Origin of the sequence: Halobaculum sp. MBLA0147 (assembly GCF_041361345.1) — an archaeon.
Classification (GTDB): domain Archaea; phylum Halobacteriota; class Halobacteria; order Halobacteriales; family Haloferacaceae; genus JAHENP01.
Window position 1 is genome coordinate 893,515 of the sequence record NZ_JBGKAD010000001.1, and the last position, 26,335, is coordinate 919,849.

24 protein-coding genes are annotated in these 26,335 nt (G+C 71.8%); 10 read left to right on the forward strand and 14 right to left on the reverse strand.

Features of this window, described 5'->3' with window-relative positions; genetic code table 11:
• Positions 1-15 precede the first annotated feature (15 nt).
• The 3 genes from RYH80_RS04235 to RYH80_RS04245 all read left to right on the forward strand — a co-directional run bounded on the left by RYH80_RS04235 (position 16) and on the right by RYH80_RS04245 (position 1,471).
• On the forward strand, positions 16-189 hold the full coding sequence (locus RYH80_RS04235) for a DUF7331 family protein (RefSeq protein WP_370902613.1): 174 nt from the start codon (positions 16-18) through the stop codon (positions 187-189).
• 60 nt (positions 190-249) lie between these two features.
• Positions 250-858, forward strand: coding sequence for a DUF7322 domain-containing protein (locus tag RYH80_RS04240; protein WP_370902614.1), 609 nt, complete (start codon positions 250-252; stop codon positions 856-858).
• A gap of 172 nt (positions 859-1,030) precedes the next feature.
• Positions 1,031-1,471, forward strand: a complete 441-nt coding sequence (locus RYH80_RS04245; protein ID WP_370904651.1) for an acyl-CoA thioesterase — start codon at positions 1,031-1,033, stop codon at positions 1,469-1,471.
• A 120-nt stretch (positions 1,472-1,591) separates the two neighbouring features.
• Here RYH80_RS04245 and RYH80_RS04250 read toward each other — a convergent pair whose 3' ends face one another.
• Positions 1,592-2,776 carry a S1C family serine protease gene (locus RYH80_RS04250; protein WP_370902615.1) on the reverse strand — a complete coding sequence of 395 codons (1,185 nt, stop codon included), beginning with the start codon at positions 2,774-2,776 and terminating at the stop codon, positions 1,592-1,594.
• Between the two features lie 240 nt (positions 2,777-3,016).
• On the opposite strand from RYH80_RS04250, the gene RYH80_RS04255 reads away from it, so the two are divergent.
• Positions 3,017-4,054, forward strand: a complete 1,038-nt coding sequence (locus RYH80_RS04255) for a glycine betaine ABC transporter substrate-binding protein (protein WP_370902616.1) — start codon at positions 3,017-3,019, stop codon at positions 4,052-4,054.
• 28 nt (positions 4,055-4,082) lie between these two features.
• Here RYH80_RS04255 and RYH80_RS04260 read toward each other — a convergent pair whose 3' ends face one another.
• Positions 4,083-6,113 carry a sensor histidine kinase gene (locus RYH80_RS04260; protein WP_370902617.1) on the reverse strand — a complete coding sequence of 677 codons (2,031 nt, stop codon included), beginning with the start codon at positions 6,111-6,113 and terminating at the stop codon, positions 4,083-4,085.
• 288 nt (positions 6,114-6,401) lie between these two features.
• On the opposite strand from RYH80_RS04260, the gene RYH80_RS04265 reads away from it, so the two are divergent.
• A complete protein-coding gene (locus tag RYH80_RS04265) occupies positions 6,402-7,175 on the forward strand; it encodes a creatininase family protein (protein WP_370902618.1) in 774 nt (257 codons plus the stop codon).
• A 116-nt stretch (positions 7,176-7,291) separates the two neighbouring features.
• Positions 7,292-8,356, forward strand: a complete 1,065-nt coding sequence (locus tag RYH80_RS04270) for an AIR synthase-related protein (RefSeq protein ID WP_370902619.1) — start codon at positions 7,292-7,294, stop codon at positions 8,354-8,356.
• Positions 8,357-8,370: 14 nt separating this feature from the next.
• On the opposite strand, the gene RYH80_RS04275 is transcribed toward RYH80_RS04270, so the two are convergent.
• Both RYH80_RS04275 and RYH80_RS04280 read right to left on the reverse strand, forming a co-directional pair.
• Positions 8,371-9,558, reverse strand: a complete 1,188-nt coding sequence (locus RYH80_RS04275) for an alpha/beta hydrolase (protein ID WP_370902620.1) — start codon at positions 9,556-9,558, stop codon at positions 8,371-8,373.
• 10 nt (positions 9,559-9,568) lie between these two features.
• Positions 9,569-10,891 carry an amidohydrolase gene (locus RYH80_RS04280; protein ID WP_370902621.1) on the reverse strand — a complete coding sequence of 441 codons (1,323 nt, stop codon included), beginning with the start codon at positions 10,889-10,891 and terminating at the stop codon, positions 9,569-9,571.
• A 226-nt stretch (positions 10,892-11,117) separates the two neighbouring features.
• Between RYH80_RS04280 and RYH80_RS04285 the strand changes: the two genes are divergently transcribed.
• Both RYH80_RS04285 and ribB read left to right on the forward strand, forming a co-directional pair.
• Positions 11,118-11,873: a DUF120 domain-containing protein gene (locus RYH80_RS04285; protein ID WP_370902622.1), complete on the forward strand. Its 756-nt coding sequence runs from the start codon at positions 11,118-11,120 to the stop codon at positions 11,871-11,873.
• Positions 11,870-12,544 (forward strand): 3,4-dihydroxy-2-butanone-4-phosphate synthase, encoded by a 675-nt coding sequence (gene ribB / locus RYH80_RS04290; RefSeq protein ID WP_370902623.1) that lies wholly within the window; start codon positions 11,870-11,872, stop codon positions 12,542-12,544. The genes RYH80_RS04285 and ribB overlap by 4 nt, the downstream gene beginning before the upstream one ends.
• Before the next feature lie 41 nt (positions 12,545-12,585).
• Here the strand turns inward: ribB and RYH80_RS04295 are convergent, their stop codons facing one another.
• Positions 12,586-14,769 (reverse strand): hypothetical protein, encoded by a 2,184-nt coding sequence (locus tag RYH80_RS04295; protein WP_370902624.1) that lies wholly within the window; start codon positions 14,767-14,769, stop codon positions 12,586-12,588.
• A 226-nt stretch (positions 14,770-14,995) separates the two neighbouring features.
• Positions 14,996-16,102 (reverse strand): phosphotransferase family protein, encoded by a 1,107-nt coding sequence (locus tag RYH80_RS04300; protein WP_370904652.1) that lies wholly within the window; start codon positions 16,100-16,102, stop codon positions 14,996-14,998.
• Positions 16,103-16,289: 187 nt separating this feature from the next.
• On the opposite strand from RYH80_RS04300, the gene RYH80_RS04305 reads away from it, so the two are divergent.
• The gene (locus RYH80_RS04305; RefSeq protein WP_370902625.1) at positions 16,290-17,522 is read left to right on the forward strand and encodes an acyl-CoA dehydrogenase family protein; all 1,233 of its coding nucleotides are present in this window, start codon (positions 16,290-16,292) and stop codon (positions 17,520-17,522) included.
• Between the two features lie 99 nt (positions 17,523-17,621).
• On the opposite strand, the gene RYH80_RS04310 is transcribed toward RYH80_RS04305, so the two are convergent.
• The 8 genes from RYH80_RS04310 to RYH80_RS04345 form a co-directional block, all read right to left on the reverse strand.
• A complete protein-coding gene (locus tag RYH80_RS04310; protein WP_370902626.1) occupies positions 17,622-17,810 on the reverse strand; it encodes a DUF5786 family protein in 189 nt (62 codons plus the stop codon).
• A 124-nt stretch (positions 17,811-17,934) separates the two neighbouring features.
• Positions 17,935-19,293, reverse strand: a complete 1,359-nt coding sequence (locus tag RYH80_RS04315) for a RimK family alpha-L-glutamate ligase (RefSeq protein ID WP_370902627.1) — start codon at positions 19,291-19,293, stop codon at positions 17,935-17,937.
• Between the two features lie 152 nt (positions 19,294-19,445).
• Complete coding sequence (locus tag RYH80_RS04320) at positions 19,446-20,324, reverse strand: adenosylcobinamide amidohydrolase (RefSeq protein ID WP_370904653.1); 879 nt, start codon at positions 20,322-20,324, stop codon at positions 19,446-19,448.
• 91 nt (positions 20,325-20,415) lie between these two features.
• The gene (locus RYH80_RS04325; RefSeq protein ID WP_370902628.1) at positions 20,416-21,477 is read right to left on the reverse strand and encodes an aminotransferase class I/II-fold pyridoxal phosphate-dependent enzyme; all 1,062 of its coding nucleotides are present in this window, start codon (positions 21,475-21,477) and stop codon (positions 20,416-20,418) included.
• 151 nt (positions 21,478-21,628) lie between these two features.
• Positions 21,629-22,384 (reverse strand): NTP transferase domain-containing protein, encoded by a 756-nt coding sequence (locus RYH80_RS04330; RefSeq protein ID WP_370902629.1) that lies wholly within the window; start codon positions 22,382-22,384, stop codon positions 21,629-21,631.
• The gene (locus tag RYH80_RS04335) at positions 22,369-23,196 is read right to left on the reverse strand and encodes an adenosylcobinamide-GDP ribazoletransferase (protein ID WP_370902630.1); all 828 of its coding nucleotides are present in this window, start codon (positions 23,194-23,196) and stop codon (positions 22,369-22,371) included. Before RYH80_RS04335 ends, RYH80_RS04330 begins: the two co-directional genes overlap by 16 nt.
• A complete protein-coding gene (locus RYH80_RS04340) occupies positions 23,193-24,266 on the reverse strand; it encodes a CobD/CbiB family cobalamin biosynthesis protein (RefSeq protein WP_370902631.1) in 1,074 nt (357 codons plus the stop codon). The genes RYH80_RS04335 and RYH80_RS04340 overlap by 4 nt, the downstream gene beginning before the upstream one ends.
• Positions 24,267-24,388: 122 nt before the next feature.
• Positions 24,389-24,679 (reverse strand): DUF8145 family protein, encoded by a 291-nt coding sequence (locus tag RYH80_RS04345; protein WP_370904742.1) that lies wholly within the window; start codon positions 24,677-24,679, stop codon positions 24,389-24,391.
• A 145-nt stretch (positions 24,680-24,824) separates the two neighbouring features.
• On the opposite strand from RYH80_RS04345, the gene RYH80_RS04350 reads away from it, so the two are divergent.
• The gene (locus RYH80_RS04350) at positions 24,825-26,297 is read left to right on the forward strand and encodes a COG1361 S-layer family protein (protein WP_370902632.1); all 1,473 of its coding nucleotides are present in this window, start codon (positions 24,825-24,827) and stop codon (positions 26,295-26,297) included.
• Positions 26,298-26,335: the final 38 nt, after the last annotated feature.

Here is a 26,335-nt window from a genome sequence, read left to right on the forward strand (position 1 = left end):
CCAAACTCCGGAGATATGACACCACCCACCGACTCCTCGTGGGACGCCGCAGGTGACGCCGCGGAACCGGAGACGGCCGAGGCCGTCGAGATGTACGAGGACGACGGACGGGTCGTGCTCTTCGACTCGGAGAACCCGCTCGCGTGGCTCGAGGCCTCGCGGACGGTGACGGTGACAGACCTGGTGTGACCGGCGGCTCGCCGCCGTGACACCGCGCAGTTTTACCGACCCGACCGTCTACGCCCGCTCGTGAGCGACGGGGACGGCGGCCGGACGGCGCGCGACGGAGACAGCGACGACGCCGACCGTGGCGTGGACGGCGACGACCGAGACGGCGACGCCGGCCAGGGCGTGGACGCCGACGACGGAGAGGGCGTGGACGCCGACGACGGAGACGGCGACGACGCCCCCGTGGGCGTGGACGCCCCCGGCCGAGGCGCAGACTACGCCCCCGACCGGGACGCCACGGACCGAGACGACGCGGCCGTCGACGGCGGCGGCTCGCTGGGCGAGAAGTACCCGGAACCAGAGGAGTACGACCCGAGCGAACAGTTCGGCGACCCGGAGCGGGACCTCCCGTCCGTGCCGGAGGTGGAGATCCCCACGGTCCGCAACCCGGCCGACGACCTGCCGGACCCCTCGGAGGTGGACGACGAGATCAAGAACGCCTTCTGGACGGCCGTGTTGTGGACCAACGTCGCCGGTGCGGGGTTGATCCTCGGGCCACTGTACGCGCTGTTGCAGGGCGGGACGACACTCGGTGCGATCGCGACAGTCGTCGGCGCACTCGCCGCCTTCCGCGTCTACCAGACCGTCCGCGCGTTCCACCAGCGCGAGGGTGCCGACGACGAGTCGTGACGACGCCGCCACGACACGTCCGCCGAACGGCCGGTTCCGCGTGTTTATTCCGCCGGCAACGCTACCCGCTCGTATGGACGACACGGGGAGTCGACTCGGTGCGGGCGTCGGTCGCGACGACGACGAAGAGACGGGATCGGACGGCGTGACGCTCGCGGAGTCGTACACGGAGATGACGGAGTTGTTGCTCCCGAACGACACCAACAACCTCGGGCGGGCGCTCGGGGGTGCGGTGCTCCACTGGATGGACATCTGTGGTGCCATCGCCTCGATGCGGTTCTCCTCGAAACAGTGTGTCACCGCCTCGATGGACCACGTGGACTTCATCAGCCCCATCGATCTCGGCGAGGTCGCGGTCGTCGAGGGGTACGTGTTCAACACCGGGCGGACGAGCATCGACGTGAAGGTGGACGTGCGCGCCGAGAATCCACAGACCGGCGAGGTGCGGGAGACGACGAGTTCCTTCTTCACCTTCGTCGCGCTGGACGGCAGCGGCCGGCCCACGAGTGTCCCCGACCTGCGGTGTCCGACCCCCGAGGAGGAGGCGCTGCGCGAGGAGGCCGTCGAGGAGCGAACCGAACAGCTCCGCGACGTGTCCGACCGACTGGAGTGAGCGGGCGAGCGGGTCTGGTACTCGTTCAGACCGCGGACCGCGAGTGGCGAGTCACCACCCCGAACGCGGCTCGGTCACCACACCGAACGCGGGGCGATCACCACACCGAACGCGGCTCGGTCACCACCCCGAACGCGGGCCGGAGACCGACCCGCGTGGGCGCGGCCGAGCGCCGAGTTCCACGTCGACGGTCACCCGCCGGTCGTCGCGGACGACGGTGACCGGCACCGTGTCGCCGGGGCTCGTCTCTAAGGCGAGGAAGTTCGAGAGGTCCGCCTGCGTCTCGACGGTCGCGTCGCCGATGCCGACGATCACGTCCCCGCCGGTCACCACCTCGACGCCCCGACGCGTCTCGCTGCCCGTCGTGCCCCGCAGCGCCCCGTCGGAGGGGCCGCTGGAGACGACGCTGACGACGATCAACCCCGCCACGTCGTCGAGGTCGTACACCTCGGCGGCGGTCGGCGTCACCTGTCTGATGCCGACCCCGAGGTACGAGTGCCGGAACTCCCCGTCCGCGATCAGTCGGGGGACGACGCGCCGCGACAGCGCCGCCGAGATGCCGAACCCGATGTTCTCGCCGCCGCCGGAGTTGACGACCGCGACGACCTCGCCGGTGGCGTCGACCAGCGGCCCGCCGCTGTTGCCGGGGTTGAGCGCGGCGTCCGTCTGGACCGCGTCCGGGATCGAGAACTCGTTGGGCGCGGGGAGCAGTCGGTCGACGCCGCTGACGATCCCGGCCGAGGCGGAGCCGCTCAGGTCGAACGGCGTCCCGATGGCGAGCACGTCCGTTCCGACGGGAACCTCCGGAGACGCCGGTGCGAACGAGAGCGGGTCGGCGGAGTCCGGGCGGTTCCGCGGCCGCAACACTGCCAGATCGGAGTACACGTCCGTGCCGACGAGCGTCGCCTCGCGCCACTCGTTGCCCTGGAACCGAATCCGGAAGCGGTTGCCCGGCGCGACGACGTGCTGGTTGGTGACGACGTGTGGCCCGCCGGGCCCGAGGCCGGTGACGAAGCCGGAGCCGCTGGCCGCGCGTCCGTCCCGGTCGTACACCAACACGCCGACGACGGACGGGATCGTCTCGCGGTACAGTTCCACCGCCGCGTCGCCGAGACCCGGCGGGACGGCGGCGTTCCGGTCGTCGCCCGTCGTCTCCCCGCCCGTCTCCGCCGTCGCCGGCTCTCCGTCCTCGCCGTCGGTGGGTGTGTCGATCAACCCGTCGCGGCGGGCCGCGGTGGCACAGCCGGTCGTCGCCGCCGAGAGTCCGGCTCCGAGGCTCGCGAGGAACGCGCGTCTCCGTGGCATACCAGCCACTGGGCCGGCGCGTACGTGAATCCGGCGGCGTCGTAGTCCCACCGGCAACGTCGTTGATATATCTCCCCCACAGACGACACTAGTCGTGTTCGACTTCTTCACGACCGAGACGTAGTGACGACTGGAGACAGGAGGTGACGAGACGCACGCCCGCTCCCAGTCGGCGGCTCGCGAGCAGAGACACCCAGCGACGCGTCAGTGTTAAGCCCTCCATGTGTGAAGAGGTACCACATGCGACGCTGGTCGCGGCGTGCGGTACTGGGGGGAGCGGCGACGGTGGCGGCGGTGGGGACGGTCGGCTGTGCCGGCGTCCGTCGCGACGTGGGCGGGACAGACCGGCGCGGGGCGACGACCGACGAGACGGGTACCGAGACGACGGGCGACGCGACGCGAGTGGGCGACGCGCCGGCCGTGACACCGGACAGTGTCACGGTCGGCGCGAAGAACTTCGCGGAGAATCGCATCCTCGGCCGGATGGCGGCGATCACGCTCCGGGAGCGGACGGACCGCCGGGTGCAGACGGCGATCCCGTCCGGCTACGACGAGCCGAACTGGATCGCACTCACGGAGGGGAGACTGGACTGCTACTGGGAGTACACCGGGACGATCTACCTCTCGTTCGAGCCCACACACGAGTCGGCACCCGACGACCCCGCGGCGCTGTACGACGCGGTCGTCGAGGAGGCGGCCGAGCAGGGAGTCACAGTGTTCCCGCGCGCGCCGTTCGACAACACGTTCGTGATGCTCGCGGGTGCCGACTGGCGCGAGCGGACCGGCGTCGAGACGCTGAGCGACTTCGCGGCGTACGTCAACGCCGGCAACACGGACGTGGACGTGGCGGTCGGCAACGACTTCCTCGACCGCCCGGACGGGTGGCCGGGGTTGGTCGACCACTACGAGTTCGACGAGGCGGCGCTGACGGCACTGGACGACGAGATCAGTGCGGTCCCGCTAGGGATCACCTACGAGCTGTACGAGCGCGGCGACGCCGACGTGGTGATGGGGTTCAACACGGACCCACAGATCCACCGGACGGATCTGGCCGTCCTGACCGACGACCGGGACTTCTTCCCGACGTACAACCCGATTCCGGTCGCGGACGTGGGTGTCGTCGGGCCGAACACGAGAGCGGGCGAGCGGCTCGCGGAACTGGGACCGGCGTTCGACGGCGTCGAGACGATCCGACGACTCAACGGCCGCGTCGTCGTCGACGGTGACGACCCCGCGACCGTGGCACGCGAGTTCCTGGAGAACGAGGGGCTGTTGTAGCGCCGTCTGGTCGGTCGAGGTCCGCGGACTACCCTTCCTCGTCGCGCGCGGCTGGGAGCCGGACGGTGGCGCGAGTCCCCGTCGGCTCGCGGTGTTCGAAGGCGAGCTCCCCGTCCAGTTCGGAGACGATCCAGTCGGAGATCCACAGCCCCAGCCCACTGCCGTGGGTCACGGCCGTCTCGTAGTCGGCGTCCAGCGCCGCGACCTCGTGATCGGGGATGCCCGGGCCGTCGTCCGCGACGGTGACGACGATCCACTCCCCGTCGGCGTCGGCCTCGCGGTGCGCCGACACCGTCACCGTCGGGCGTGACCGGTCGTTGTGGATCACGGCGTTCTCCAGCAGGTTGTCGAAGACGACCGCGAGCGTGTCGTGACCCGTGGCGACGAGCGGCGCCGCCAGGTCCGTCTCGACGACCGCCTCGTCGTGTGTGTCCGCCACGCGTTCGGCCGTCTCCGCGAGGAGGTCGTCGACGCGCGTCGGTCCCAGCGGCGTCTCCTCGCTCGCCAACGACTCGACGTGGCGGGCCTTGTCGGCCTGTTCGAGCAGCCGCTCGACCGTCTCGCGGATCTCGCGGCGGCGACGCTCGTGGTCTGCCGGCGGCGTGTCCGGCGAGAGCAACTGCACCTGTCCGAGGACGACGTTCATCCGGTTGCGGAGGTTGTGGCGGAGGAACCGGTTCAACACGGAGATCATCGTCTTCTGTTCCTCGACGGCGCGGTTGCGTCGCTGGAGTTGCGACTCCGCGGCGCGCGCCTCCTCGCGGGCGGTCTCGGCGGCGCGGATCTGCGTCACGAGGCGGTCGCGCATCCCGCCGACGGCGGCGACGAGGTCGCCGATCTCGTCGGAGCGATCGCGCCGCAGTTCCACGTCGTAGGCGCCCGACTCCACCGCCGCCGCCTTCTCCGCGAGCGTGGTGACGGCCGCCGCGGTGTCGCGGCCGAGGTAGCCGCCGACGAGCACCACGCCGACGAGCGTGACGGCCGTGAGCGCGATCACACCGCGTCTGACCGCCGTCGCGAGCCCGTACGCCTGCGCCGTCGGGGCGTGTTTGACGACGACCCAGTCCGTCCCGGCGACCGGCGAGTACGCCTGGACGTAGTCGCGCGACAGCGACCGCTCCTTGACACCCTCGGCGACGATACCGGACTCGCCGTCGCGGCCGCGTTCGACGACCGGGGCGGTGCCCGGGACGACCGTCTGGTACGGCCGGAGTGTGGCCTCGTCGTCGCGCGCGAACAGCACGCGTCCGTCGTCGGAGACGACCTGCGTGAACCCGTCGCGGGTGGTGCTGGCGAAGTTCTCGGCGATCCCCGCCGAGCGGACGGTCAACACGAGCAGCGTCGTCGGTGCCGCACGGACCGGCGAGACGAACGCGACGACGGTCCGCCCCTGCGGGTCCGTGTACGGGTCGGTGACGTAGCTGTCGTCGAACCCGTCGAAGGATGTGGTGCCGATCCGCGGGAACGGCGCGAACGACTCCCCGGGCGACAGCGTGTCGCCCGTGCTCGCGACGACGGTGCCGTCTTGGACGCGGACGAGGTGGAGTTCGGTCGCCGGCGGCGGCAGCGTCGCCAGCCGTCGCTCCAACACCTGCCCGCGGGCGGTAGGTGCGTCCGGCGCGAGCATCGCCCCGTCGGAGACGAGTTCGACCTGGGTGCGTCTGGCGGTGACGAACTCCCCCAGCTCGTCGGCCTCTGCCCGCGTCTGGGCGAGTAGGCGCTCGTCCACGTCTCGCTGGAGTGTCGTCGTCAGTTCCGCTTGGACGACCGCGCCGGTCGCCGCGACCACGACCACGATCAGCGAGAGGGCGACGAGCAGTCGTGCGGAGAAGGACGTGCGGACGCGGTCGGGGACGAGCCGTGTCCAGGTCGTCGCGTCCGGCGTGGACGCCGCCGTCTCCGAGCGAGTCACCTGCGAGGAGACGCCGCCGTCGGAGTCGACACTCGGCGTCACATCCGAGTCGACGCTGTGCCCCGTAGTGTCGCGGGTCTCGGTGTCGTCTCCCGTGCCGTCGCGGCCCGACGAACCGTCGCTCGTTCCGTCTCCGTCGTCCGTCATCGCTGCACCTCGGGCGTCGATGGACGGACCGTGTCGGTCGGTTGCCGCCGGGCACCGCTCGCGTCCCCCGCACTCGCCGCCGTTGCCGCCTGTGACCCCCCTCTTGTCACGGTACGTTGTCGCAAGGTTGTCTGCGAGTGGTAAAACGGTTCGGCCCGGCACCCTCGGAGACGGGGAGTCGCCGAGGCGACGGCCGTGGCGCGTCTGCGGCGGCCACCACGAGTCGGCGGTGGGACCCGCCTCGTCGAGACCCGCCCAATTGATTGGTGTGGGTGTCGTGCGGTGGGTATGGAACTCGCGACACGGACGTGGCCGGAACTTCGCGAGGCGTTGGCCGACGCGTCGTTGGCGGTCGTCCCGACCGGCTCGACGGAACAACACGGGCCACACCTCCCGCTGGCGACGGACGCACTGATCGCCGAGTCGCTCGCGGAGGCGGCGACCGAGCGAACCGGTGCCGTGTTGACGCCACCGGTCCGGATCGCGGTCTCGGAACACCACCGGCAGTTCCACGGGACGATGTGGGTCGAACCGGACGTGTTCCGCGACTACGTCGAGAGTGTCGTGCGGAACCTGGGCTACCACGGGATCGACAGGGTGCTGTTCGTCAACGCCCACGGCGGCAACGTCCAACACCTCCGCGAGGTCGGACGACGCCTCCGACGCGACGAGACCGCCTACGCCATCGAGTGGATGTGGGACGAGTCGATCCCCGACCTCGTCGACGAGTTGTTCGAGCACAACGGCCCCCACGGCGGCCCGAAGGAGACCGCGATGATCATGCACGTCGCCCGCGAGTTGGTCCGCGAGGATCGGCTGGACGAGGCCAGAGACGGCGGTTTGGTCGACCTCGCGGACGGGAACCTCCGGCAGTTCGGGGCACGGACGTTCTACGAGTCGATCGACAACTCCGAGAACGGCGTGTTCGGCGACCAGACCGACGCGACCCCGGAGAAAGGTGCGGAGCTGTTCGCGGCCGCGACCGAGCAGTTGGTTCACCTGATCGAGTGGCTCGACGAGCAGCCGTTCGAGGCGCTGATGCCCGCGCCACACGTGGAGTGACGAGTGTGGTGCGCTCCGAGAGACGTTGGGTGACGGGTGCGAAGCGTGCCGAGACACGCGGAGTGAACGGATGTGATGCGATCCGAGACAGGTGGAGTGAACGGGTGTGAGGCGACGTGAGTGACGACACTGCGGCCGACGAACGACTCGGCAAGGTGGACGGCGAGTTCTTCGAGGAGTACGTCTTCCCACACCTCGGCGCGGACCGCGAGGACGTGCGACTCGGGCCGGCCCACGGCGTCGACTTCGGTGTCCTCGACGTGGACGGACGGGCGCTCGTCACGGCGACGGACCCGGTCTCGATTCTGCCGGAGTTGGGGTTCGCCCGCGCGGGCCGCTTCGCGTTGCACTTCGCGCTCGCGGACGTGGCGGTGTCCGGCGTCGCCCCGTCACACCTCTGTGTCTCCTTCGCGCTCCCGACGGACGTGACCGACGAGCAGTTCGCGGCGCTGTGGACGGCGGTGAGCGCGGAGTGTGAGGCGTTGGGGATCGCCGTCGCCACGGGGCACACGGCGCGGTACCCCGAGGCGTCGTACCCGTGGGTCGGCGCGGCGACGGTGTTGGGCCTCGGTGCCCACGACGACGTGATCCGGCCCGACGCCGCGCGTCCCGGAGACACGCTCGTCGTCACGGAGGGGCCGGGGATCGAGACCGCCGGGTTGTTGACGACGCTGTTCCCCGACGCACCCGCGTTCGCGTCCCTCGACGACGCGACGCTGGCGGACGCGCGGGCCTGTCTCGACCGGACCGGCGTGACGCGGGACGCACTCGCCGCCGTGGACGCCGTGGACGGGGTAGCCGCCGCTGCCGGAACCCCGATCTCCGCGATGCACGACGCGACGGAGGGTGGGCTCCGTGGTGCGCTGTGTGAGATGGCGACCGCCGGCGGCGTGCGGTTCGACGTGGACACCGCGGCGGTGCCGACCGATCCCGCCGCCCTCGCCGTCGCGGACGCACTCGACGTGGACCCGTGGGCGTGTACGACCTCCGGGACACTCCTGCTCGCGGTCGCACCCGACGCTGTCGACGCCGTGCTGGACGCGTTCGCGGATCGCGGCACACGGGCCGCGGCAGTCGGCGAAGTGTCCGCCGGATCGGGCGTGTACCTCGATGGCGAACGCGTCGAGCCGCCCGCCGAGGACCCCTCGTGGGCGGCGTTCGCGAATCTGGCAGAGGAGTGACGACACCGAGACAGCTACTCGCCGTCGACGGCCGCGAACTGCGCTGTGACGTGCTCGACCACCGCGTCGAACGCGCGGTCGGCGGCCGGCACGCCCGTCTGCCCGTCGCTCGCGTCGTCCGCGAACGAGCAGAACCCGTGCGGGAGCCCGTCGAACACGTGCTCGTCGACCGAGACACCCGCCTCGCGGAGGCAGTCGGCGTACCGCGTCGCGTCGTCCCGGAGCGGATCGTGGTCGCCGACGGCGACGACCGCGGGTGGGGTCGCCGCGAGCCACCCCGCATCCGCGAGCGCCGGGACCGCGTACGGGTTCGCGCGGTGGACGGGACTCTGGAGATACGTCTCCCAGAAGGCAGTCACGTCCCGACTCGTGAGCAACGGCCCGTCCGCCCGCTCGCGGTGACTCGGCGTGTCCGTCCACGGCGACACCATCGGGTAGAAGAGCGCCTGCACCGCGAGGTCCACGTCGAGCGCGAGTGGCTCCTGTGCGACGGCAGACGACACTCCGTGAGCGGTCGCGGCCGCTCCCGCGGCGTCGGCCCCGTCTGTCTCCGAGGTGTCCGCGCCGTCCACTCTCGAGCCGTCGATCCCGTCCACTCCCGAGTCGTCGGCCGCCGCCGCGAGTGCGGTCGCCGCGGCGAGGTTGCCGCCGGCACTGGTCCCGGCGACACCCACGTGGCCGTCGCCGCCGAGCGCGGCCGCGTTCCGGGCGACCCAGCGGACGGCCGCGACGGCGTCCTCCACGGCCGCCGGGAACGGGTTTTCCGGCGCGAGGCGGTAGTCGACACTGACCACGACCGCGTCGAGTCGCCGGCAGAGTCGCCGACAGATCCCGTCCGCGGAGTCGAGGGTCCCGAGACACCAGCCGCCGCCGTGGAAGAAGACCAGCGTCGGCGCCGGCGTCTCGGCCGGGCGGTACACCCGCACCGGAACCGCCCCGTCGGGGCCGTCGAACCCCAACTCCGTCGTCTGCGCGACCGGGAGGTGTGCGTCCGTCGAGAACAGCTCGTCTTCGACGCGGCGGGCGCTCTCGACGGCGAGTTCGTGCCACGGCGGGACGCCGAGTGCCTCGATCTCCGCGACGGCGTCCGCGAACGCTGGGTCGAGGTCGGGGTACGACGAGGTCTCGTCGCGGGACTCGTCGGTCGTAGTCTCGTCGCGAGACTCGTCGGTCGTAGTCTCGTCGTCGGACTCGTCTGTCATGCTGTCGAGATCACTCGTCCGCCGCGGCTCGCTCGACCGCCGCGTGTGCCGCCTCCCGCGCTCGGCGTTCGACGGCGTCCGTGTCGAACGCCAAGACCTCGCGGTCGCGCATGACGACCTCGCCGTCCGCGACCGTGTGGCGAACGTCGCTCGCGGTGGCGGCGTACACGAGCAGCTTCACTGGGTCGTGGACCGGCGTGAGGTGGGGTGCGTCCAGGTCGACGACCGCCAGGTCGGCGGCGCGACCGGGTTCGATCCGCCCCGCGTCGAACCCGAGCAGGTCCGCGCCCCCCGCGGTCGCCATCTCTACCACAGTCTCCGCGGTCACGTCGCCCGCGTTGCCGTCCGCCAACTTCCCGACTCTGGCGGCGGCGCGCATCTCGTCGAACACGTCGAGGGTGTCGTTCGACGCCGGGCCGTCCGTCCCGATCCCGACCGTGACCCCCGCGTCGCGGAGGCGCTGGACCGGCGCGATGCCGGAGGCGAGTTTGGCGTTCGCGGCCGGACAGTGGGCGACACCCACGCCGCGCTCGGCGGCGAGTTCGATCTCCGCGTCGTCGAGGTGGACGCCGTGGGCGACGTACGTGTCCCGCAGCAGGTCGCGGTCGTCCGCGAACGCCAGCGGTCGTTGGCCGTGCTCCGCGACGACGGGATCGACCTCGCCGGTCGTCTCGTTGGCGTGGAAGTGCAGCGGCAGCTCCGCCGCCGCGGCGCGCTCGCCGAGTTCGGCGAGGTACCCCGGCTCGACGGAGGTGAGCGAGTGGGGCATCACTGCCGTCCGGATACGACCGTCGGCCGCGCCGTCGTACCGCTCCGCGACCGCCACCGACTCGTCGACGTCCGCCTGCGCCCCCTCGTCGTCCTTCGTCACCGTCACCGCGCCGAAGCCGAGCAGCGCACGGATGCCGGACTGCTCGACGGCCTCGACGATCGACGCCGTCTCGAAGTACATGTCACCGACGGCGGTGACGCCGGACTGGATCAGTTCGACGAGTGCCAGTTCCGTCCCCGCACGCACCGCCTCGGGACCGAACGTCGCCTCGACGGGGCCGACCTCCTCGGTGAGCCACGGCATCAGCGGCTTCTCGGCGGCGTACCCCCGCAGGAGTGTCATCGCCATGTGACAGTGCGCGTTCACGAGGCCGGGGATCACCAGCCCGCCGCTCGCGTCCAGTGTCTCGTCGGCCTCGCCCGCGAGGTCGTCCTCGACCGCGAGAATCTCGCCCGCCGTCCGGTCGACGAGGACGTCCGTCCGTCGGACCGACAGCGACGGGTCCAACACGCGTCCGCCGGTCACCGCGAGCGTCGCCTCGGTCTCGGTGGCTGCGTCCATACGCCCCGCGAGTAGTCCTGCCGTACTCAATCCGTCGCACCGCGGTCGGGCCACGGCTCTTCCGCGACACACGCCGCGACCGGCAACCTTTCGAGTGAGCCACCACACACTCGTGACACGTCACGGCGACGGAGCCGTCCGACCGGCTCCCCGGCCGCACCATCACGATTCTGTGACGCGTAACGGAAACGGTACGCTTTAGTTCGCGGCGGGCCGAGAGTCGACGATGGCAACAACCACGTCGGCCGTCGGCGACGCGGAGGTCGCCGCGTTGAAGACGGTCGCGTTGCAGGGCGGGTTCGCCGAGCCGGTGAAGGTCTCCTGTTCGGTGCTGGGCGACCGCCTGGACGCGTCGAGTCAGACCGCCTCGCGTCGCCTCCAGCGGCTGGAGGAGGCGGGCTTGGTCGAACGAGAGGTCGTCAGCGACGGCCAGTGGGTCTCGATCACCGGCGACGGGGAGCACCGCCTCCGCGCCGAGTACGCCGACTACCGCCGGATCTTCGAGGGTGGATCGGGCGTCTCGCTGGAGGGTGCCGTCACCAGCGGGATGGGCGAGGGACGTCACTACATCTCCCTGCCGGGGTACGTCGAACAGTTCGTCGAGCGACTGGACTACGAGCCGTTCCACGGCACCCTGAACGTCGACCTGACTGACGAGAGCGTCCGCGCGCGGGCGGGGCTCGACTCCGTCGACGGGGTGCCCATCGACGGCTGGGAGGGCGAGGAACGCACCTACGGCCCGGCGACCTGCTACCGGGCGAGCGTCGAGACGGCAGACGGCGAGGTGTCGGACCCGTGTCACGTGATCGTCCCCGAGCGGACACACCACGACGAGCGGCAGTTGGAGGTGATCGCGCCGGTGAAGCTCCGCGACGAGTTGGCGCTCGCGGACGGCGACACCGTCACCGTCCGCATCGTGGAGGCGGGGCGAGCGTACGACGCGACCGGCACCGGCGGCCAGGACGGAGGTGAGACGGCGTGAGTCACCAGCAGAGCCACCTCGACGCGGCGGTCGCCGCGTTCCGCGCCGGCGACCCGGTGTTGGTCCACGACTTCGCGGACCGCGAGGGGGAGACCGATCTGATCTACCCCGCGAGTGCGGTGGACGCGGCGGCGGTGAGTCGCCTCCGCAACGACGCCGGTGGGCTCGTCTGTGTCGCCGTGCCGGACGACGTGGCCGAGACGCTGGCGCTGCCGTTCCGGTCGGCGACGCTGGACCACCCGGCTGCGAGCGACGACGACATCGCGTACGACGACCGCTCGTCGTTCTCGCTGACGGTGAACCACCGCGAGACGTTCACGGGGATCACCGACGAGGACCGCGCACTCACGATCTCGGAGTTGGCGAGTGCCGTCTCGGCGGTGCGCTCCGGGCGGTCGTACGACGCCGACGACTTCGCCGCCGCGTTCCGCGCACCGGGACACGTCCACGTCTTGCGTGGCGCCCCCGACGGCCTCGCAGACCGAACCGGCCACACGGAGTTGGGGCTCGCACTCGCCGCCGCCGCCGGGGTGCCGCCCGCGGTCGTCGTCTGTGAGATGCTCGACGACGAGACCGGCCGGGCGCTCTCGCCGGAGGCCGCACGGGCCTACGCCGACCGCCACGGCGTCCCGTACGTCGAGGGTGCCGATCTGGTCGAACGACTCCGCTGAGACTCGTCGAGAGACGCCGTAGTCGGTGTCTACTGGGTCTGTCACCGGATCGCGAGCTCGCCGCCTGGCGAGTCGCGAGCGTTCGTGTCCTCGTCGTCGTCATCGTCGCCGCTCTCGTCGTCTCCGTTCTCGGAACCGTCTCCGTTTCCAGGTCCGCTCTCGGAGCCGTCTCCGTTGCCTTCGCTGGCACCGTTCCCGCCGTTTCCGTTCCCGTTACCAGCGTCGTCGCCGTTCCCGTTACCAGCGTCGTCGCCGTTCCCGCTCCCGTTTCCGTTACCAGCGTCGTCGCCGTTCCCGCTCCCGTTTCCGTTCTCACTTCCGTTGCCAGCGCCGCTCCCGTCGTCATTCCCGTCACTGTTCCCGTTTCCGGCTCCGTTCCCGTTCCCGTTCTCGCTTCCGTTGCCGCGACCCGGGCCCTCGTCGCGCTCGTCCGACGACCCGGAGACGTTGGTCACGGAGACACTGTCGTCGTCGACCGACAGCGACAGGCGAGCTTCGAACTGGCCCTTCCGGAGGTCGACCGTCACGGTGCCCGGGTCGGCGGCGAACGAGACACGCCCGTCGCCACCGGTCGTCCCGACGCGCTGGCCGTCGACACTGGCTCGGACACCCGCGACCGGATTGTCGTCGTACGTCACCGTCACCGTCACCGTCCCGTTCTCGACCGTGCCGCTGGCGTTCAGGCCGGCGACCACGTCGTCGTCCGTCTCACCCGACTCGACGACGAGCGTCGCCGTCTCGTTCCCGCTCGTCGCACGGATCGTCGTCGTCCCGTTCGCCGGGAGTCGCACGTCGGCCGTGCCGTCTGCGTCGGTCTGCCCCGCGGCGGTCCCGTCGACCGTCACCGTCGCGTTCGCGACCGGGCCGTCCGCGCCGACGAGCCGCACCGTCACCGTCTCGTTGGCCGCCGGCTCCCCACCGGCGAGGACCAGCGCGAGGTCGTCTCCGTCGGCCTCGTCGTCGTCCGCCCCCGCACCGCGGTCCGCCGGCGGTCCCTCACCACGACCCTCGGGTGGCCCACCGCCGCGATCGTCCGGCGGCCCAGGGCCACGGTCGCCGGGCGGTCCATCGCCGCGGCCCGCGGGCGGGCCGCGACCCGGTACCGTCGCCGGTGGGCCGGTGTCGCCGACGGACTCCTCCAGTGCGACGACCACACCGCTGGACCCGTCGACGGTCACACTCGCCTCGCCGGACTCGTTCGTCCCGCTCAGCCGGAATGCGTACTCGTAGAGGCCGTCCTCCGTGTCGACCGTACTCCCCGCGAGCGTCCAGTTGCCAGGTGCCGGCGAGAGTGCGCCGCGTGCGGTCGCCAGCGCCGTCTCGCCGGAGACGGTCAGACTGGCGTTCTCGTCCGGCTCGCGCTCGAACTCCCGACTCCGACCCCGCTCGGCGGCGACCGAGAGTCCCGTCCCGTTGCCGTTCGAGACACGCACCGTCGCGTTCCCACCGACGGTGAACTGCCCGAGGAGCATTCCGGGTGCGGTCCCCGAGACGGGTGCCACGCGGTCGCGGACTCGCTCGACGACCGTCGCGTCGTACCCCGCCGCGGCGAGTTCGAGCCGCGAGACGTTCGCCGAGAGCCGTTCGGCTCGGGCGAGATCCCGTGTCACCGTCTGTGCCCTGGCGTGGAGCAGCGCCACGCGGTGGGCGAACTCCCCGGTCGAGAGGGTGTCGGCGCGGTACGCCGCCCGCAGCGACTCGTACTCGGCGGCGACCGCCTCGCTGCGGTTCTGGAGCGTCGTCAGCCGCGTCGCCAGCAGTTCGGCCCGCTCCGTCTCGTTGGCGCGGCGGAACTGCGCCGTCAGCGAGGCGTTCGAGACGCTCTCGCGGACCGACTCCCCGGTCACCGTCACCACGGTCGAGAGCTGTCGCCCCGCCCCGGCCGAGACGGTCTCGCCGTCCGTCTCGGCCGTCTCGTTCTCGTCGACAGTCGTCGTCTCGTCGTCCCCCACCGTCTCGTTGCCTGCCGTCGTCTCGTTCTCGCCGGCAGTCGCCGTCTCGTTCGTGTCACTCCGGCTCGTCTCGTTCCCGCCGCTCGTCTCGTTCCCTGTCACCGTCTCGTCGTCGGCTGCCCCGAGACTCGCGACCCCCCAGTCGCCGGTCTCGACGGCCGTCCCACCCGCCGCGCCGAGCGTCGACACCCCGCCGGCCACGGCCAGCGCCGAGCCGGAGCCGACGACGACGGCGAGGACGAGCAGTCCGACCGCCACCTGTCTCCGGTTCACACCTCCACCGACGGGTCACACCCACCTAAACGACCCCGGTTCTCCCGCCCGTTCGCGCACGCTTTCGCCCGTTTGCACCCAGTTGTGCGGTCCGTGTGCCGACTCCTCCCCGTCGTGCAGTCCGTGTGCAGGCTCCTCCCCGTCGTGCAGTCCGTGTGCAGGCTCCTCCCCGTCGTGCAGTCCGTGTGCAGGCCCCTCCCCGTCGTGCAGCCCGTGCGTCGACTCGCTACAACGGCTCGTCGCCGTCGACGATCCGGAGACACCGCTCGGCCATCGCCGGGACGCGGTCGCGCATCAGCGGGTACAGCTCGTCGTCGCCGTTCCCCTCCAGGTGCCGCCGGAAGAACATCTCGCCCAGCGCGGCGAGTTTGTACACCGCCAGCGCGCGGTAGAAGCGGTCGTGTTCGTAGGTGAACCCCGTCGCGTCCTCCCAACGGGCGACCAACTCGCGGCGCGTCGGGTACCCCTCGCGTTCGGTGAACGTCGTCCCGAGTTCCGGCACCGCCGGCTCGGGGTCGTCCGGATCGCGCCAGAACGACAACAGCCACCCGAGATCCGTCCGCGGGTCGCCCAACGTCGACAACTCCCAGTCGAAGACGCCGACCAACTCCGGGGGCGTCCCCGGCGCGAACATCAGGTTGTCGAGTTTGAAGTCGCCGTGGACGAGCGTCGTCGGGTGGGCCTCGGGGACGTTGTCCGTCAGCCACTCCGTCGCCTCGAAGATCTCCGGCACCTCGCGTTCCGCCATCGTCGTCTCGAAGGCCCACTGGAACTGGCCGGCCCAGCGGTTCACCTGTCGGCGGGTGAACCCCTCCGGACGACCGAACTCGGCGAGCCCGACCGCCGCCGGGTCGACGCCGTGGATCGCCGCGAGGGTGTCGACCGTCTCCTCGCCGAGTCGACGGCGGTGGGCGGGTGTCGCGAACCGCTCCGGCTCCGCGTCGCGGATCACCGTCCCGCGAGTGCGCTCCATCACGTAGAAGTCCGACCCGATCACGGCCGGGTCCTCGCAGGCGGCGACCGGCACCGGCACCGGCACCGGCGTGTCGACGAGCGCGTCCGTCACGCGGTACTCGCGCAACACGTCGTGAGCCGTCTCGGCGGTCTCGCCCGGCGGCGGCCGCCGAACCACCAACTCGCGGTCCCCGTACGTGACGAACAGCGTCTCGTTCGAGTGGCCCTCGCGGTGGCGCTCGACCGCGAACGCGTCCGCGTCCGTCGACTCCCCAGAGGCGTCGGCGTCCGTCGACTCCCCAGAGGCGTCTGCGTCCGTTCCGGTCGGCTCGCCGAGCGCGTCGGCGAGGAACGCACGCAACGCAGACTCGTCGACCAGTCGGTCCGCGTACGACCGCTCGGGGTCGGCCGAGTCACCGCCGTCGCCCGATCCCGTGGGCTCACCGTGGTCCTCTGTCACGCTCGTCACCACACCCCACGGCGACAAAAGTCTCGGGAAACGGCCTCCGCGTTGTCCGACTGGGGTGCCCACGGGGGTTGATACGGACGCGGGTCCAGGTGTCGGTGTGAACCTCTCGTACGACGACGGCGAGACTGCCCGCGACCTCGCCGACAGGACCCAGGCACTGCTCGACGACGTGGTGATCCCGACCGAGCGGGAGGTGCTCGGCGACGGGCCGGTCGACGACGCGACGCTGGCCGAGTTGCGCGAGGCGGCCCGCGAGTACGACGTGTACGCCCCGCAGGTGAGCGAGGCCCACGGCGGCCTCGGGATGGACTTCCGCGACGTACTCCCGGCGTTCGAGGTCGCCGGCCGCTCGCTGCTCGGCGCGCACGCCTGTCGCGTCAACGCCCCCGACGAGGGGAACGTCCACACCCTGGAGCTGCTCGGGACGGACGCCCAGCGGGAGCGGTGGCTCCAACCGCTCGTCGACGGGGAGATCGACTCCGGGTTCTCGATGACGGAACCTCTCCAGGGAGCGGGCTCGGACCCGAAGATGATCCAGACGACGGCTCGCCGCGAGGGCGACGAGTGGGTGATCGACGGCCACAAGTGGTGGACCACCGGCGGCGGGAGTGCGGACCTCCTGATCGTGATGGCGCGCACCGACGAGGAAGCGCACCCGTACGAGGGCTGCTCGCTGTTCCTCGTCCCGGCCGACACCGACGGGGTCGAGATCGTCCGGGAGATCCCGCACATGGGTGGTGCGGTGACGGGGATGAGTCACGCGGAGATCGTCTACGACGGTGTCCGCGTGCCCGAGGAGAACCTCCTCGGCCGCGAGAACGCCGGGTTCCACCACGCACAGCAGCGACTCGGTCCGGCACGACTCACGCACTGTATGCGCTACGCCGGGCTCGCGGAGCGGGCCCTCGACGTGGCCGTGGCGTACGCCAGCGAGCGGCGGGCGTTCGACGGCCCGCTCGCCGAGAAGCAGTCGCTCCGGTTCGACGTGGCAGAGGCCCACACGGATCTCCACGCCGTCCGGACGATGGTCCGGGACGCCGCCGACCGGATCGCCGCGGGCGAGGAGGCGCGCCACCGCGTCGCGATGGCGAAGCTGTTCGCGGCGAACGCGGTCCAAGACGCCGTCGACACCGCGGTCCAGATCTGCGGCGGCAACGGGATCGGGAAGGACCTGCCGCTGGCGGACTTCTTCCAGGCCGCTCGGCAGTTCCGACTCGTCGACGGCGCCGACGAGGTCCACAAGCGCGTGATCGCCCGCGCCGCCTTCGACGACCCCGACACGGACGAACTCGCCCCGCTGACCCGGTTCGGCGAGCCGAACGGGGACTGATCTACACAGACGAGAGGGTGGAGTGCGGCGAGAGTGAGAGAGAAGCGGTAGCTCGGCGGCGAGACGGCAGAGAACCCGATTTCGACGCGTCCGGGTGCGTCAGTCCTCGTCGTCTTCGTCTTTCATGTCTTGGAGCTTCGAGACCAGGTCCGAGGTGGACTCCTCGGTCTCGAAGCTCACGTCGCCGTCGTGGTCGTTCTCGTGGACGTTCACGGTCGCCTCGTCGCCCGGGCCACCGTCGGACTGCTGCCGTTCTTGCTCGGACTCGTCGTAGCTACCGAATCCCATACCCACACCCTCGAAACCGAGAGACATAAACCCCGGCTTCTGCGCCCGGAGTGCGGCGTGTGGTCGACTCACGTGTCGAGTGGCTGCCGCCGCCTCGCGGCGGCACCACGACCCTCTGCGTCGACTACTCCTCGTCGCGGTCCGGGTCGGCCTCGTCGTCGGCGCGACGCTGTACGTCGACCCGGTAGTGTTCGAGGATGTCGCGTCCCAGCAACAACGGGTAGCTCATGTGCGAGCGGTCTTGGACACTCGCCGTCACCGTGTGGCGCTGGCCACCGATCCCGACGACGATGTCGACCACCGGACGCGCCGCACCCTGCTTGACGCTACCCGACTTCACACGGGTCATGCTCTTGATCGGCCCGGCGCCGATTTCGCCGGCCAGGGACGTGTCGATGGACGACCGCGTCGCGCCGGTGTCGGACTTGGCGTACACCCGCGTCGAGCCCTGTGTCCCGGCGACCGCCACGTCCTCGATGTACCCGACGACGGGGCGCTCCCCAGTGGTCGGTCGAGGCTTCGTCGGGAGACAGTCCGGGCGCGAGTCGTCGAGTGTCTCCGCGACACGTGCGACGCGGTCGTCGTCGACCGTCCCGCCGGCGCGCTCGATCCCGAGGCGGGCGACGTACGGGGCGGGAGAGACACCACAGGCCTGGAACAGCCCCTTGAATCCAGCCGTCGGGTTCACCTCCAGCACGGACCAGCCGTCGTACCCCTCGACGAGGTCGACACCGGCGTAGTCGAGACCGACCGTCTCCGTCGCACGCAGCGCGATCTCGCGGACGCGCTCGTCGAGGTCCGCCGTGGCGTCGGCCACGTCCCCACCCAACGCGACGTTCGTCCGCCAGTCACCCTCCGGTGCGAACCGTCGCATCGCGCCGACGACCTCGTCGCCGACGACGTACACGCGCAGGTCGCTGTGGCGCTCGCCGTCGCGGTCGAGCAGCTCCTGGAGGAACGCCTGTCGGTCCCCGACGGTCGGGTTCACCGGGTCGTCGGCGTCGATCTTCCAGGTGCCGCCGCCGTGGGTGCCGATGGCGGTCTTGTAGACGGCCTCGTCGCCGTAGCGGTGGCGCTCGTCGTTGAGCCGGTCGTGGGCGAGCGCGAGGAAGGCGTCGGGTACCGGGAGGTCCGCCGCCGCGAGCGCGACCGCCGTCGCGAACTTGTGGACCGCCGTCAGCACCGCCGACGGCTCGTTCAACACCGGCCGCGTGCGGGCGAGTGTCGCCGCCAGTCCGAGTCCCTCGGCGGGTTCCGCGACGTTCGAGAGCAGCAGTCGGTTCGCCACCACGTCTACGTCCGGGTCGAGCGTGACGGTGCCGTCCTCGACCGCGACGGTCGTGTTCTCGGTCCGGAGCCACACCGGCTCGTGGCCCAGGTCGGCGACCGCGTTACAGATGGCCTTCGACTCCTTGCTCGTGTGTGTCGCGAGGACGCCGACGGTCACCGCGTCCGCGGCCGTGGCAGGGTCGTCCGTCTCCATACCCGACGGGCACGCCCACCGGACATAACTGTCCCGGGTCGGGGGGTGAACGGACACCCGGGCGGTCGATCCGACTCGCCCTCCCGGCGTGGCTCACCCCGTGGACGAGGTCACCCGTCGTCGCCGACGGCCGACCCGGCCGAGACGACGGCTCACTCCGTGTCGACCGCCGAGACTGCCGAGACGGCCGCTCGCTCGTCGGTGACGACGCCGTGTGCGGCGTCCGCGACGGACGCGGGTGGCTCGCCGGGGCCGTCCGCGTAGCGACTCGCCAGGCTCGCGCGGAGTGCGTCCCGGACACAGGCACGAGTCGCCGCCCCGACCGGCGTCGCGCTCCCGGAGAACGCCGCCCGCTCGCCGTCCGGGTCCGAGCCGACGACGACCGCGTCGGAGGTGGTACCCGGGACGCCGACCGTCGCGAGTAGCGTCGCCGCCTTCGCCTCCGCCGCCACCGCGACGAGGTTCGCCGCCGCCCCCGCCGCCAGCGACCGCTCCGTGACCACGACGACGTTCACCGTCCCGTCGTGGTCTCTCGTCTCCCCACCACCGACCAGCTCGTCGTGGTCCGTCTCCCCGTCTCCTCGCAGTCGCGAGGACGCGGCGTCGTGGTCCGGCTGCGGGAGCGCCGCCGGGTTGGAGACACCCGCCGTGACGACGGCGGCGACGGAGCCACGCCGGGCGACTCGCGCGTGGCGCTGCGCGACGCCGGTGAACAGCACCGGCGTCCGGGCGTCGCCTGCCCCCGTCTCGGCCGTCTGGCCGTCGCCTGCTCCCGTCTCGGGCGTCTCGCCGTCGACGGGTGTCGCTTCGACCGTCTCGGTGTCGCCCACTCCCGTCCCGTCCGCCTCGGCGTCGAGATCCGCCGCCGTCTCGACGCGGGCTTCGCGCACTCGGTCGCGTGCGTACGCACGTAGATCACGTTCCGACCACCCCTCGGGGACGGTCACGTTGTACACCGCGTCTGCGCGGGACGTGCCGCCGTCGTAGCCGGTCGAGAGCCACCGCGTCCCCGGTCGTCCGATCCGGAGCACGCCGTCGTCGCGGGCGACGGAGACGACGCCGGTGTGGTCGTCGTCCGACGTGGCGCTGCGAGCGTCGTCGCCACCACGCCCGTCGGACTCGTCACTCGTCACGGTCGGTCGGGCTCGCCGCGACGGCGCGCGCCGCCTCGATCAGTCGGTCGTTCGCCTCGGGGGTGCGGACGGCGACACGGACGTGTCGCTCCAACCCGCGGAAACTCCGCGCGTCGCGGACGGCAATTCCCCGCTCGCGGAACCCCGAGACGACCCCGTCCACGTCGCCCGAGGGGAGTCGACACAGCAGGAACGGCGCCGCGACGGCCTCCAGCCCAGGCGCGTCCGGGCGGTACACGTCGAACGGCTCGTCGAGCGCCGCGGCGAGACGAGCCCGCTCGCTGCGGACGCGCTCGCGGGTGGCGGCGACGAACTCCGAGGCCCGGAGCGCGTGGGTGCCGACGCGTGCCGCGGGTGTCGAGAGGTTCCAGGCGCGCCGCGCCGTCGCGAGGTCGTCGCGCCGCTCGTCCGTCGCGACGAGGAAGCCGGCTCTGAGCCCAGGGAGCCCGAACAGTTTCGTCAGGGCCCGCGCCACGACGACGCCCTCCTCGCCGGCCAGCGACGCGTGGTCGGTGAACCCGAGGAACGCCTCGTCGACGAGCAGTTCCGTCTCCGCCGCGCGACAGCGGGCGGCGAACTCCCGCACACGACCGGGCCGGTGTGCGTCGCCGGTGGGGTTGTTTGGGCGACAGAGGATCGCCGCCGCGTGGTCCGTCGGGTCGGCGTCGACGACGGACTCGTGTGGCACCGACACCGGCGTGGCTCCCTGGAGTCGGACCTCGCGGGCGTACTCGCCGAAGCTCGGCGACGGGACGAGCACGGTGTCGCCCGGACCGACGCGGGTGGCGAGCGCGAGCCGGAGGCCGGCGAGTCCGCCGGGCGTCTGGACCACCTGTTCGGGCGCACAGTCGACGAAGTCGGCCGCGGCCGCGCGGAAGGCGGGGTAGGCGTCGTCCGGGTAGCCACGAGCCGCGTCGAGCGCCTCCGTGTACACCTCGCGGGTCCCCGGCGGCGTCTCCGGGTTCGTGTTCGCCGAGAAGTCGAGTAACTCCGGATCGTCCGCCCCGCCGTGTGGGACGCGCTCTACGTCCCGCACCCCCGCTGCGTGCATGCTCGTCACCACCGAGTGACTCGGGTGACTTGGGTCTTCCTCGTCGGCTCGGGGGGCTCGCGGCCGGGCGAGGGGTTCCGACGGCTCGCGACCCGACGAGCGGGCGACCCCGACGGCTCGCGACCTCGAAGAGTGGTGCCGAGAACGCACCTCACCCGCTGTCGGCGCGCTCGGCGGCGAGCAACTCCGCCGCGACCGCCAGGTCGCGTCGCCGGTTGACGTTCACCGCCAGTCGGGTGTCCCACCGCCGGAGCACCGTGTCCTCGTCGTCCGCGACGACGTTCACGCCGGTCGGTGCCCACGCGTCCGCCGGGACACGCGTTCGCGGTAGGGACTGTGACACCGGGGTCGCCGTCTCGTCGCCACCGTCGCTCCCTCCGTCGTCGCCGGCCGCCCCGTCGCCACCGTCGCTCCCTCTGTCCTCGTCGGCCGGCCCGTCGCCACCGCCGACCGTCCCGTCGCTGCCGCCGACCGCGTCGGCGTCGTAGTCCCCGGCCAACGAGTCGACACTGACGCCGAGTCGCGCCTTCGACACGGCCGGGACGTGGACCGTCGTCGAGCCGTCGGCGGCCGCGACCACGTCGTCGATCACGTCTGGCCCGAGCAGCGGGAGGTCGGCCGCGACCGTGAGTGCTGGCGTCTCGACGTGGTCGAGCGCCGCGAGCAGGTCCGAGACGTACCCCTCGCCGGGCGTCTCGACCACCGCGACAGCCTCCCGCTCGCGGAGGTGAGCGGCCGTCGCCTGGGTGTGTGGCGAGACGGCGGCGACGACCCGGTCGCAGTCGCTCCCGCACACGGCGTCGACGACCCGGTCGACCATCGGGACGCCCGCGACACGCACGAGCGGCTTCTCGCGGTCCGCGTCGAGTCGCGTCCCACGCCCGCCACACATCACGAGAGCGTCCACGCCACCACCCCCACGTGGAGTCCGAGCACTCGCGCGAGTTCGTTCACCGCCCCGAACACGTCGCCGGTCACCCCGCCGAGGAGTCGGTCGGCGAGTCGGAGTCCGACGACCACGGCGACCGCCGCACCGGCGAGCACGCCACTCACGAGGGCGAGGAGCCCCGCCGGAGCGACGCCGACCACCCCGGAGAGACCGCCGTCGGGAGCCCCAGCCGTGGGTAGCGTCGCGACCAGGGGGAGGAGCCAGAGCGGCGTCACCGCCGCGAGGACGGGGACCACCCCGCGTGGCCCCGACGCGTCCGCGAACTGCGACCCGAGCCCCTCGTGGGCGGCGGTGCCGAGACACACGGTCGTCGCCGTCGCGGCTCGTGCGCCGACCTCCGCCGCGACGACCAGGGTGACCGCGACGACGACCGGGCGACGCGCCGCCGCGGCGAACCCGCTCCAGAGCCCGAGCAGCGCCACGCCGACTGCGACCGCGCCGCCGACGCCGAGTGTCGTGTCCTCCAGCACCGCCAGTCGGTCGGCGGCGTCGCCGTGGACCACCGCCGCGTCGCCGAGGTCCGCGACGCCGTCGAGGTGCGTGATCCCCGTCGTCGCGAGCAACAGCGCCAGTCCCGCGGTCGCGCCGGTGACGGGCGGGAGCGACAGCGCCGGCGCCGCGGCGACCGGCACGGCGACGAGGAGACCGAGCGGGTAGCCGACCACCGGGAACGCCCACGGCGACCGGGTGAGGGCCCGCCACGCGCGTTCGGAGTGACCGACCGGGACGCGGGTGAGGAACCCGACCGCACCGCGAACCGCGTCGATCACCCGCCCACCTCCGTCGCGGCGACGGTCGCGAGGAGGGTCACCGCCGCCACGGCGTAACTGGCGACCCCGGCGACCGCCGCGACCCGGACACCGTGGCGGGCCGCGGCCGGCGAGGGGAGGTCGTCGCCGTACGGCAGTTCGTACGTCTCAGGCTTCCGGAGGCGAACCCCGAGGACGGCCGCCAGCGTCGCCATCGGCCATCCGGAGTTCGGCGAGTCGGGCGTGTCGGCGTGGCGCCGCGCGGCGCGCACCGCGCCGGGGGCGCCGGCGGCGACGGCCACCAGCACGGTCGCGAGCCGCGCCGGCAGCCACATCACCGCGTCGTCGAGTCTGGCGCTGGGTGTCCCGACGCGTTTCGACCGGTAGCCCAGCATCGAGTCGAGCGTGTTCACGCCCTTCACCCACGTCGCCGCCGCCGCACCCACCGCGAGACCGATCACCGGAGGTGAGACGGTGGTCACCCCCTGCGGCGTGATCGGCCACGACGAGAGACCGGCGGAGGGCGTGCCCGCGACCGCCGGCCCGACCACCGTCCAGCCGACGACGCCGAGGACGAACCCCGTCAGTGGCGCGACCAGCCCGTCGGCGAGGTTCTCCGCGACGCTCTCGACGGCGGCACTCCGAACTGCACCCGCCGAGAGCTCGCTCGCGTCACGCCCCGCCAGCGACCGCAGTCTGGTCCGTGCCGCGTCGAGGTCCGTCGTCGTCGCCGCGATCACGGCACGCGCCTCCGCGAGCAACAGACGGAGACTCGTCGTCACGAACACCACCAGACCAGCGGCGAGCGCCGCAGCCGCGGTCACGACCACCGCGTCGCCGTCCGAGCCGGCGACACCCGCACTCGCGAGCCACGCGGTCGCGAGGACGACTCCCCCGGCGAGCCCCGCAGCGATCAGCGGGGCGACCACCGCGACGACGACCCCGACCGTAAGCGGGTGTCCCCACGCTCTGTCGACCGGCGCGACCACACGCCCGAACAGCGCGACCGGGTGGACGCGAGCCGGCGGCTCACCGACCGCCGCGTCGAGTCCCGCGGCGACGAGGAGTGCAGCGGTCGCGACGAGGCTCACGGCGACCACCCGTCGTGAGGTCCAGTCACTGTCGGGCGTCTCGCGGCATGCGGGCTTCAATCGCTCGGTCCAGCGGGCGGCCGAGACGGGTCACGGTCCGGTCACCGACCTCGTCTGGCCGGTCACGTCTGGTCGTGCGTGTGGTGGAAGAACCGAACCAGCGGCGTGTCGCCGTCGGAGACGGGCCGGAAACAGACGCGGCGGTACCGCTCGTTGTCGATGAGGTTCACCATCAGCCCGGCGTCGTGGTCCGACAGCGACTCGTAGGGGTCGCCACACACCGGACACACCGCCGGCGACTCGTCCGGACGGGTGCTGTCGCCGCTGGCCGCCGGTGGGACGACCGGGTCGTCCCCCGTCGAGCGGTCACCGTCGGTACCCACGTCCCCGTCACCGCCGTGGTCCCGAGTCACGGGCGAGGTGACGGCTCCAGACCTCAAAAGGTCGGTGGCGCCGGGCGACTGACGGCTCGGTCACGTTAACTCTTTCCCCGAGTCACCACGGGTGAATCGAGAGTCCCCAGTTTATGCACACTGGGTGTGGAGTAGTGATCGAGAGATGCAACGCAGTCTCGCTCCCGTGTTGACCGTTCTGTTACTGGCAGCGGCGATTCCGGCGGGCTCGGCCCCCGCGGCGGCCGACGGACTCGTCTCCGTCTCGACGACCGTCGGGCCGTCACAGCCAGTCCCCGAGGAAGAGTTCACGATCACCGCGAACCTCTCGAGCACCGAGGACTCCTCGAGTACCTACAAGTTCCTCGAAGCGGAGGTCCGCGAGGGACGCGAGAAGGGTGACGAACTCGTCTCGCGGACGGACCTCACCGGCGAGTTGCGTCCCGGGACGACCCGCGAGCTCGCCGTCGACGCACAGCTCAACGAGTCCGGGACACACACCGTGTTCCTCCACGTCGAGGCACGAGACACGGACGGCGACCGGAGACGGATCGTCCAGCCGGTGACCGTCGAGGTGATCCAGGGTCACCCGCAGGTGGCCGTCGACACCGATCCGGCCGCGCCCGGGGAGCCGCGGACGATGCGCGTGACGCTGTCGAACGGACTCGACACGTCGGTGTCGAACGTCGAGTTGGTGGCGGCGAGTGACGCCGCCGACATCTCGGAGTCGCGGCGCGTCGCCGCGACGCTCGCCAGCGGCGGCGAGCAGACGTTCGAGTACACCGTGCGCCCCGAGGAGAACGCCGTGTTGCCGGTCGACGTCCGCGTGCGGTACACCACGGACGGCGAGCGTCGCGACGTCGAGTACACGCTCGACGCGGACTTCTCGCCGGCCGACGAGCCGAGCGAACACCCGCAACTGGAGGTGAACGTCCCCACCGCGCTGCCCGGGTCGAGTCGCCCCGTGAACGTCACCGTCGCGAACGGTCTCGACGAGGACGTCCGACAGGTCTCGGTCACCGTCAGTAGCGACCAGGCGACGTTCGACACGACGGAACGTGTCCGGGCGACGATGACCGCCGGCCAGACGGCGCGCTTCTCGTTCCCCGCGACCGTCGACGAGGCCGGCCGGTACCCGGTGACGGTGACGCTCCGGTACACGGACGAGAACGGCCGTCAGCAGGTGAGTCGCACGTTCCAGGGGAACTTCGACGAGCCGACGAACCCCGGTCGCGTGACGCTCACCGGCGTCGACGCCGTCGCACGCGGCGGGACGCTGGAACTGTCGGCGACGGCGAGTAACGTCGGGTCGGACGACGTGTCGTCGGTCGTCGTCTCGATCCCGGGCTCCGGCCCGGCGACCGGCACCGACTACTTCGTCGGCAGCGTGGAGGCGAGTGACTTCGCCTCGTTCACGCTCTCGACGGGTGTGACCGGGAACCTCTCCAGTGTGCCCGTCGAAGTGACCTACACCGTGGAGGGCATGGAGCGATCGTACACCACCGAGGTGCCGGTCACGCAGGTAGACACCCGACCCCGTCGCGACGCCAACAGTGGCGGTGGGCTCCCGATCGTGCCGATCGCAGTCGGGGGCGTCGTGGTGATCCTCCTGATCGTCGCCGTGCGGATCAGGGGGTGACGACGGTGTCCGACGACGCACCGGCGACCGGCGGGTTC

What these genes read in the sequence shown, in the direction of transcription:
- RYH80_RS04235 (WP_370902613.1), top strand. Translation starts at nt 16, where the DNA reads ATGACACCACCCACCGACTCCTCGTGGGACGCCGCAGGTGACGCCGCG.
- RYH80_RS04245 (WP_370904651.1), top strand. Translation starts at nt 1,031, where the DNA reads ATGACGGAGTTGTTGCTCCCGAACGACACCAACAACCTCGGGCGGGCG.
- RYH80_RS04250 (WP_370902615.1), bottom strand. Translation starts at nt 2,776, where the DNA reads ATGCCACGGAGACGCGCGTTCCTCGCGAGCCTCGGAGCCGGACTCTCG.
- RYH80_RS04255 (WP_370902616.1), top strand. Translation starts at nt 3,017, where the DNA reads ATGCGACGCTGGTCGCGGCGTGCGGTACTGGGGGGAGCGGCGACGGTG.
- RYH80_RS04260 (WP_370902617.1), bottom strand. Translation starts at nt 6,113, where the DNA reads ATGACGGACGACGGAGACGGAACGAGCGACGGTTCGTCGGGCCGCGAC.
- RYH80_RS04265 (WP_370902618.1), top strand. Translation starts at nt 6,402, where the DNA reads ATGGAACTCGCGACACGGACGTGGCCGGAACTTCGCGAGGCGTTGGCC.
- RYH80_RS04275 (WP_370902620.1), bottom strand. Translation starts at nt 9,558, where the DNA reads ATGACAGACGAGTCCGACGACGAGACTACGACCGACGAGTCTCGCGAC.
- RYH80_RS04280 (WP_370902621.1), bottom strand. Translation starts at nt 10,891, where the DNA reads ATGGACGCAGCCACCGAGACCGAGGCGACGCTCGCGGTGACCGGCGGA.
- RYH80_RS04285 (WP_370902622.1), top strand. Translation starts at nt 11,118, where the DNA reads ATGGCAACAACCACGTCGGCCGTCGGCGACGCGGAGGTCGCCGCGTTG.
- RYH80_RS04310 (WP_370902626.1), bottom strand. Translation starts at nt 17,810, where the DNA reads ATGGGATTCGGTAGCTACGACGAGTCCGAGCAAGAACGGCAGCAGTCC.
- RYH80_RS04315 (WP_370902627.1), bottom strand. Translation starts at nt 19,293, where the DNA reads ATGGAGACGGACGACCCTGCCACGGCCGCGGACGCGGTGACCGTCGGC.
- RYH80_RS04325 (WP_370902628.1), bottom strand. Translation starts at nt 21,477, where the DNA reads ATGCACGCAGCGGGGGTGCGGGACGTAGAGCGCGTCCCACACGGCGGG.
- RYH80_RS04350 (WP_370902632.1), top strand. Translation starts at nt 24,825, where the DNA reads ATGCAACGCAGTCTCGCTCCCGTGTTGACCGTTCTGTTACTGGCAGCG.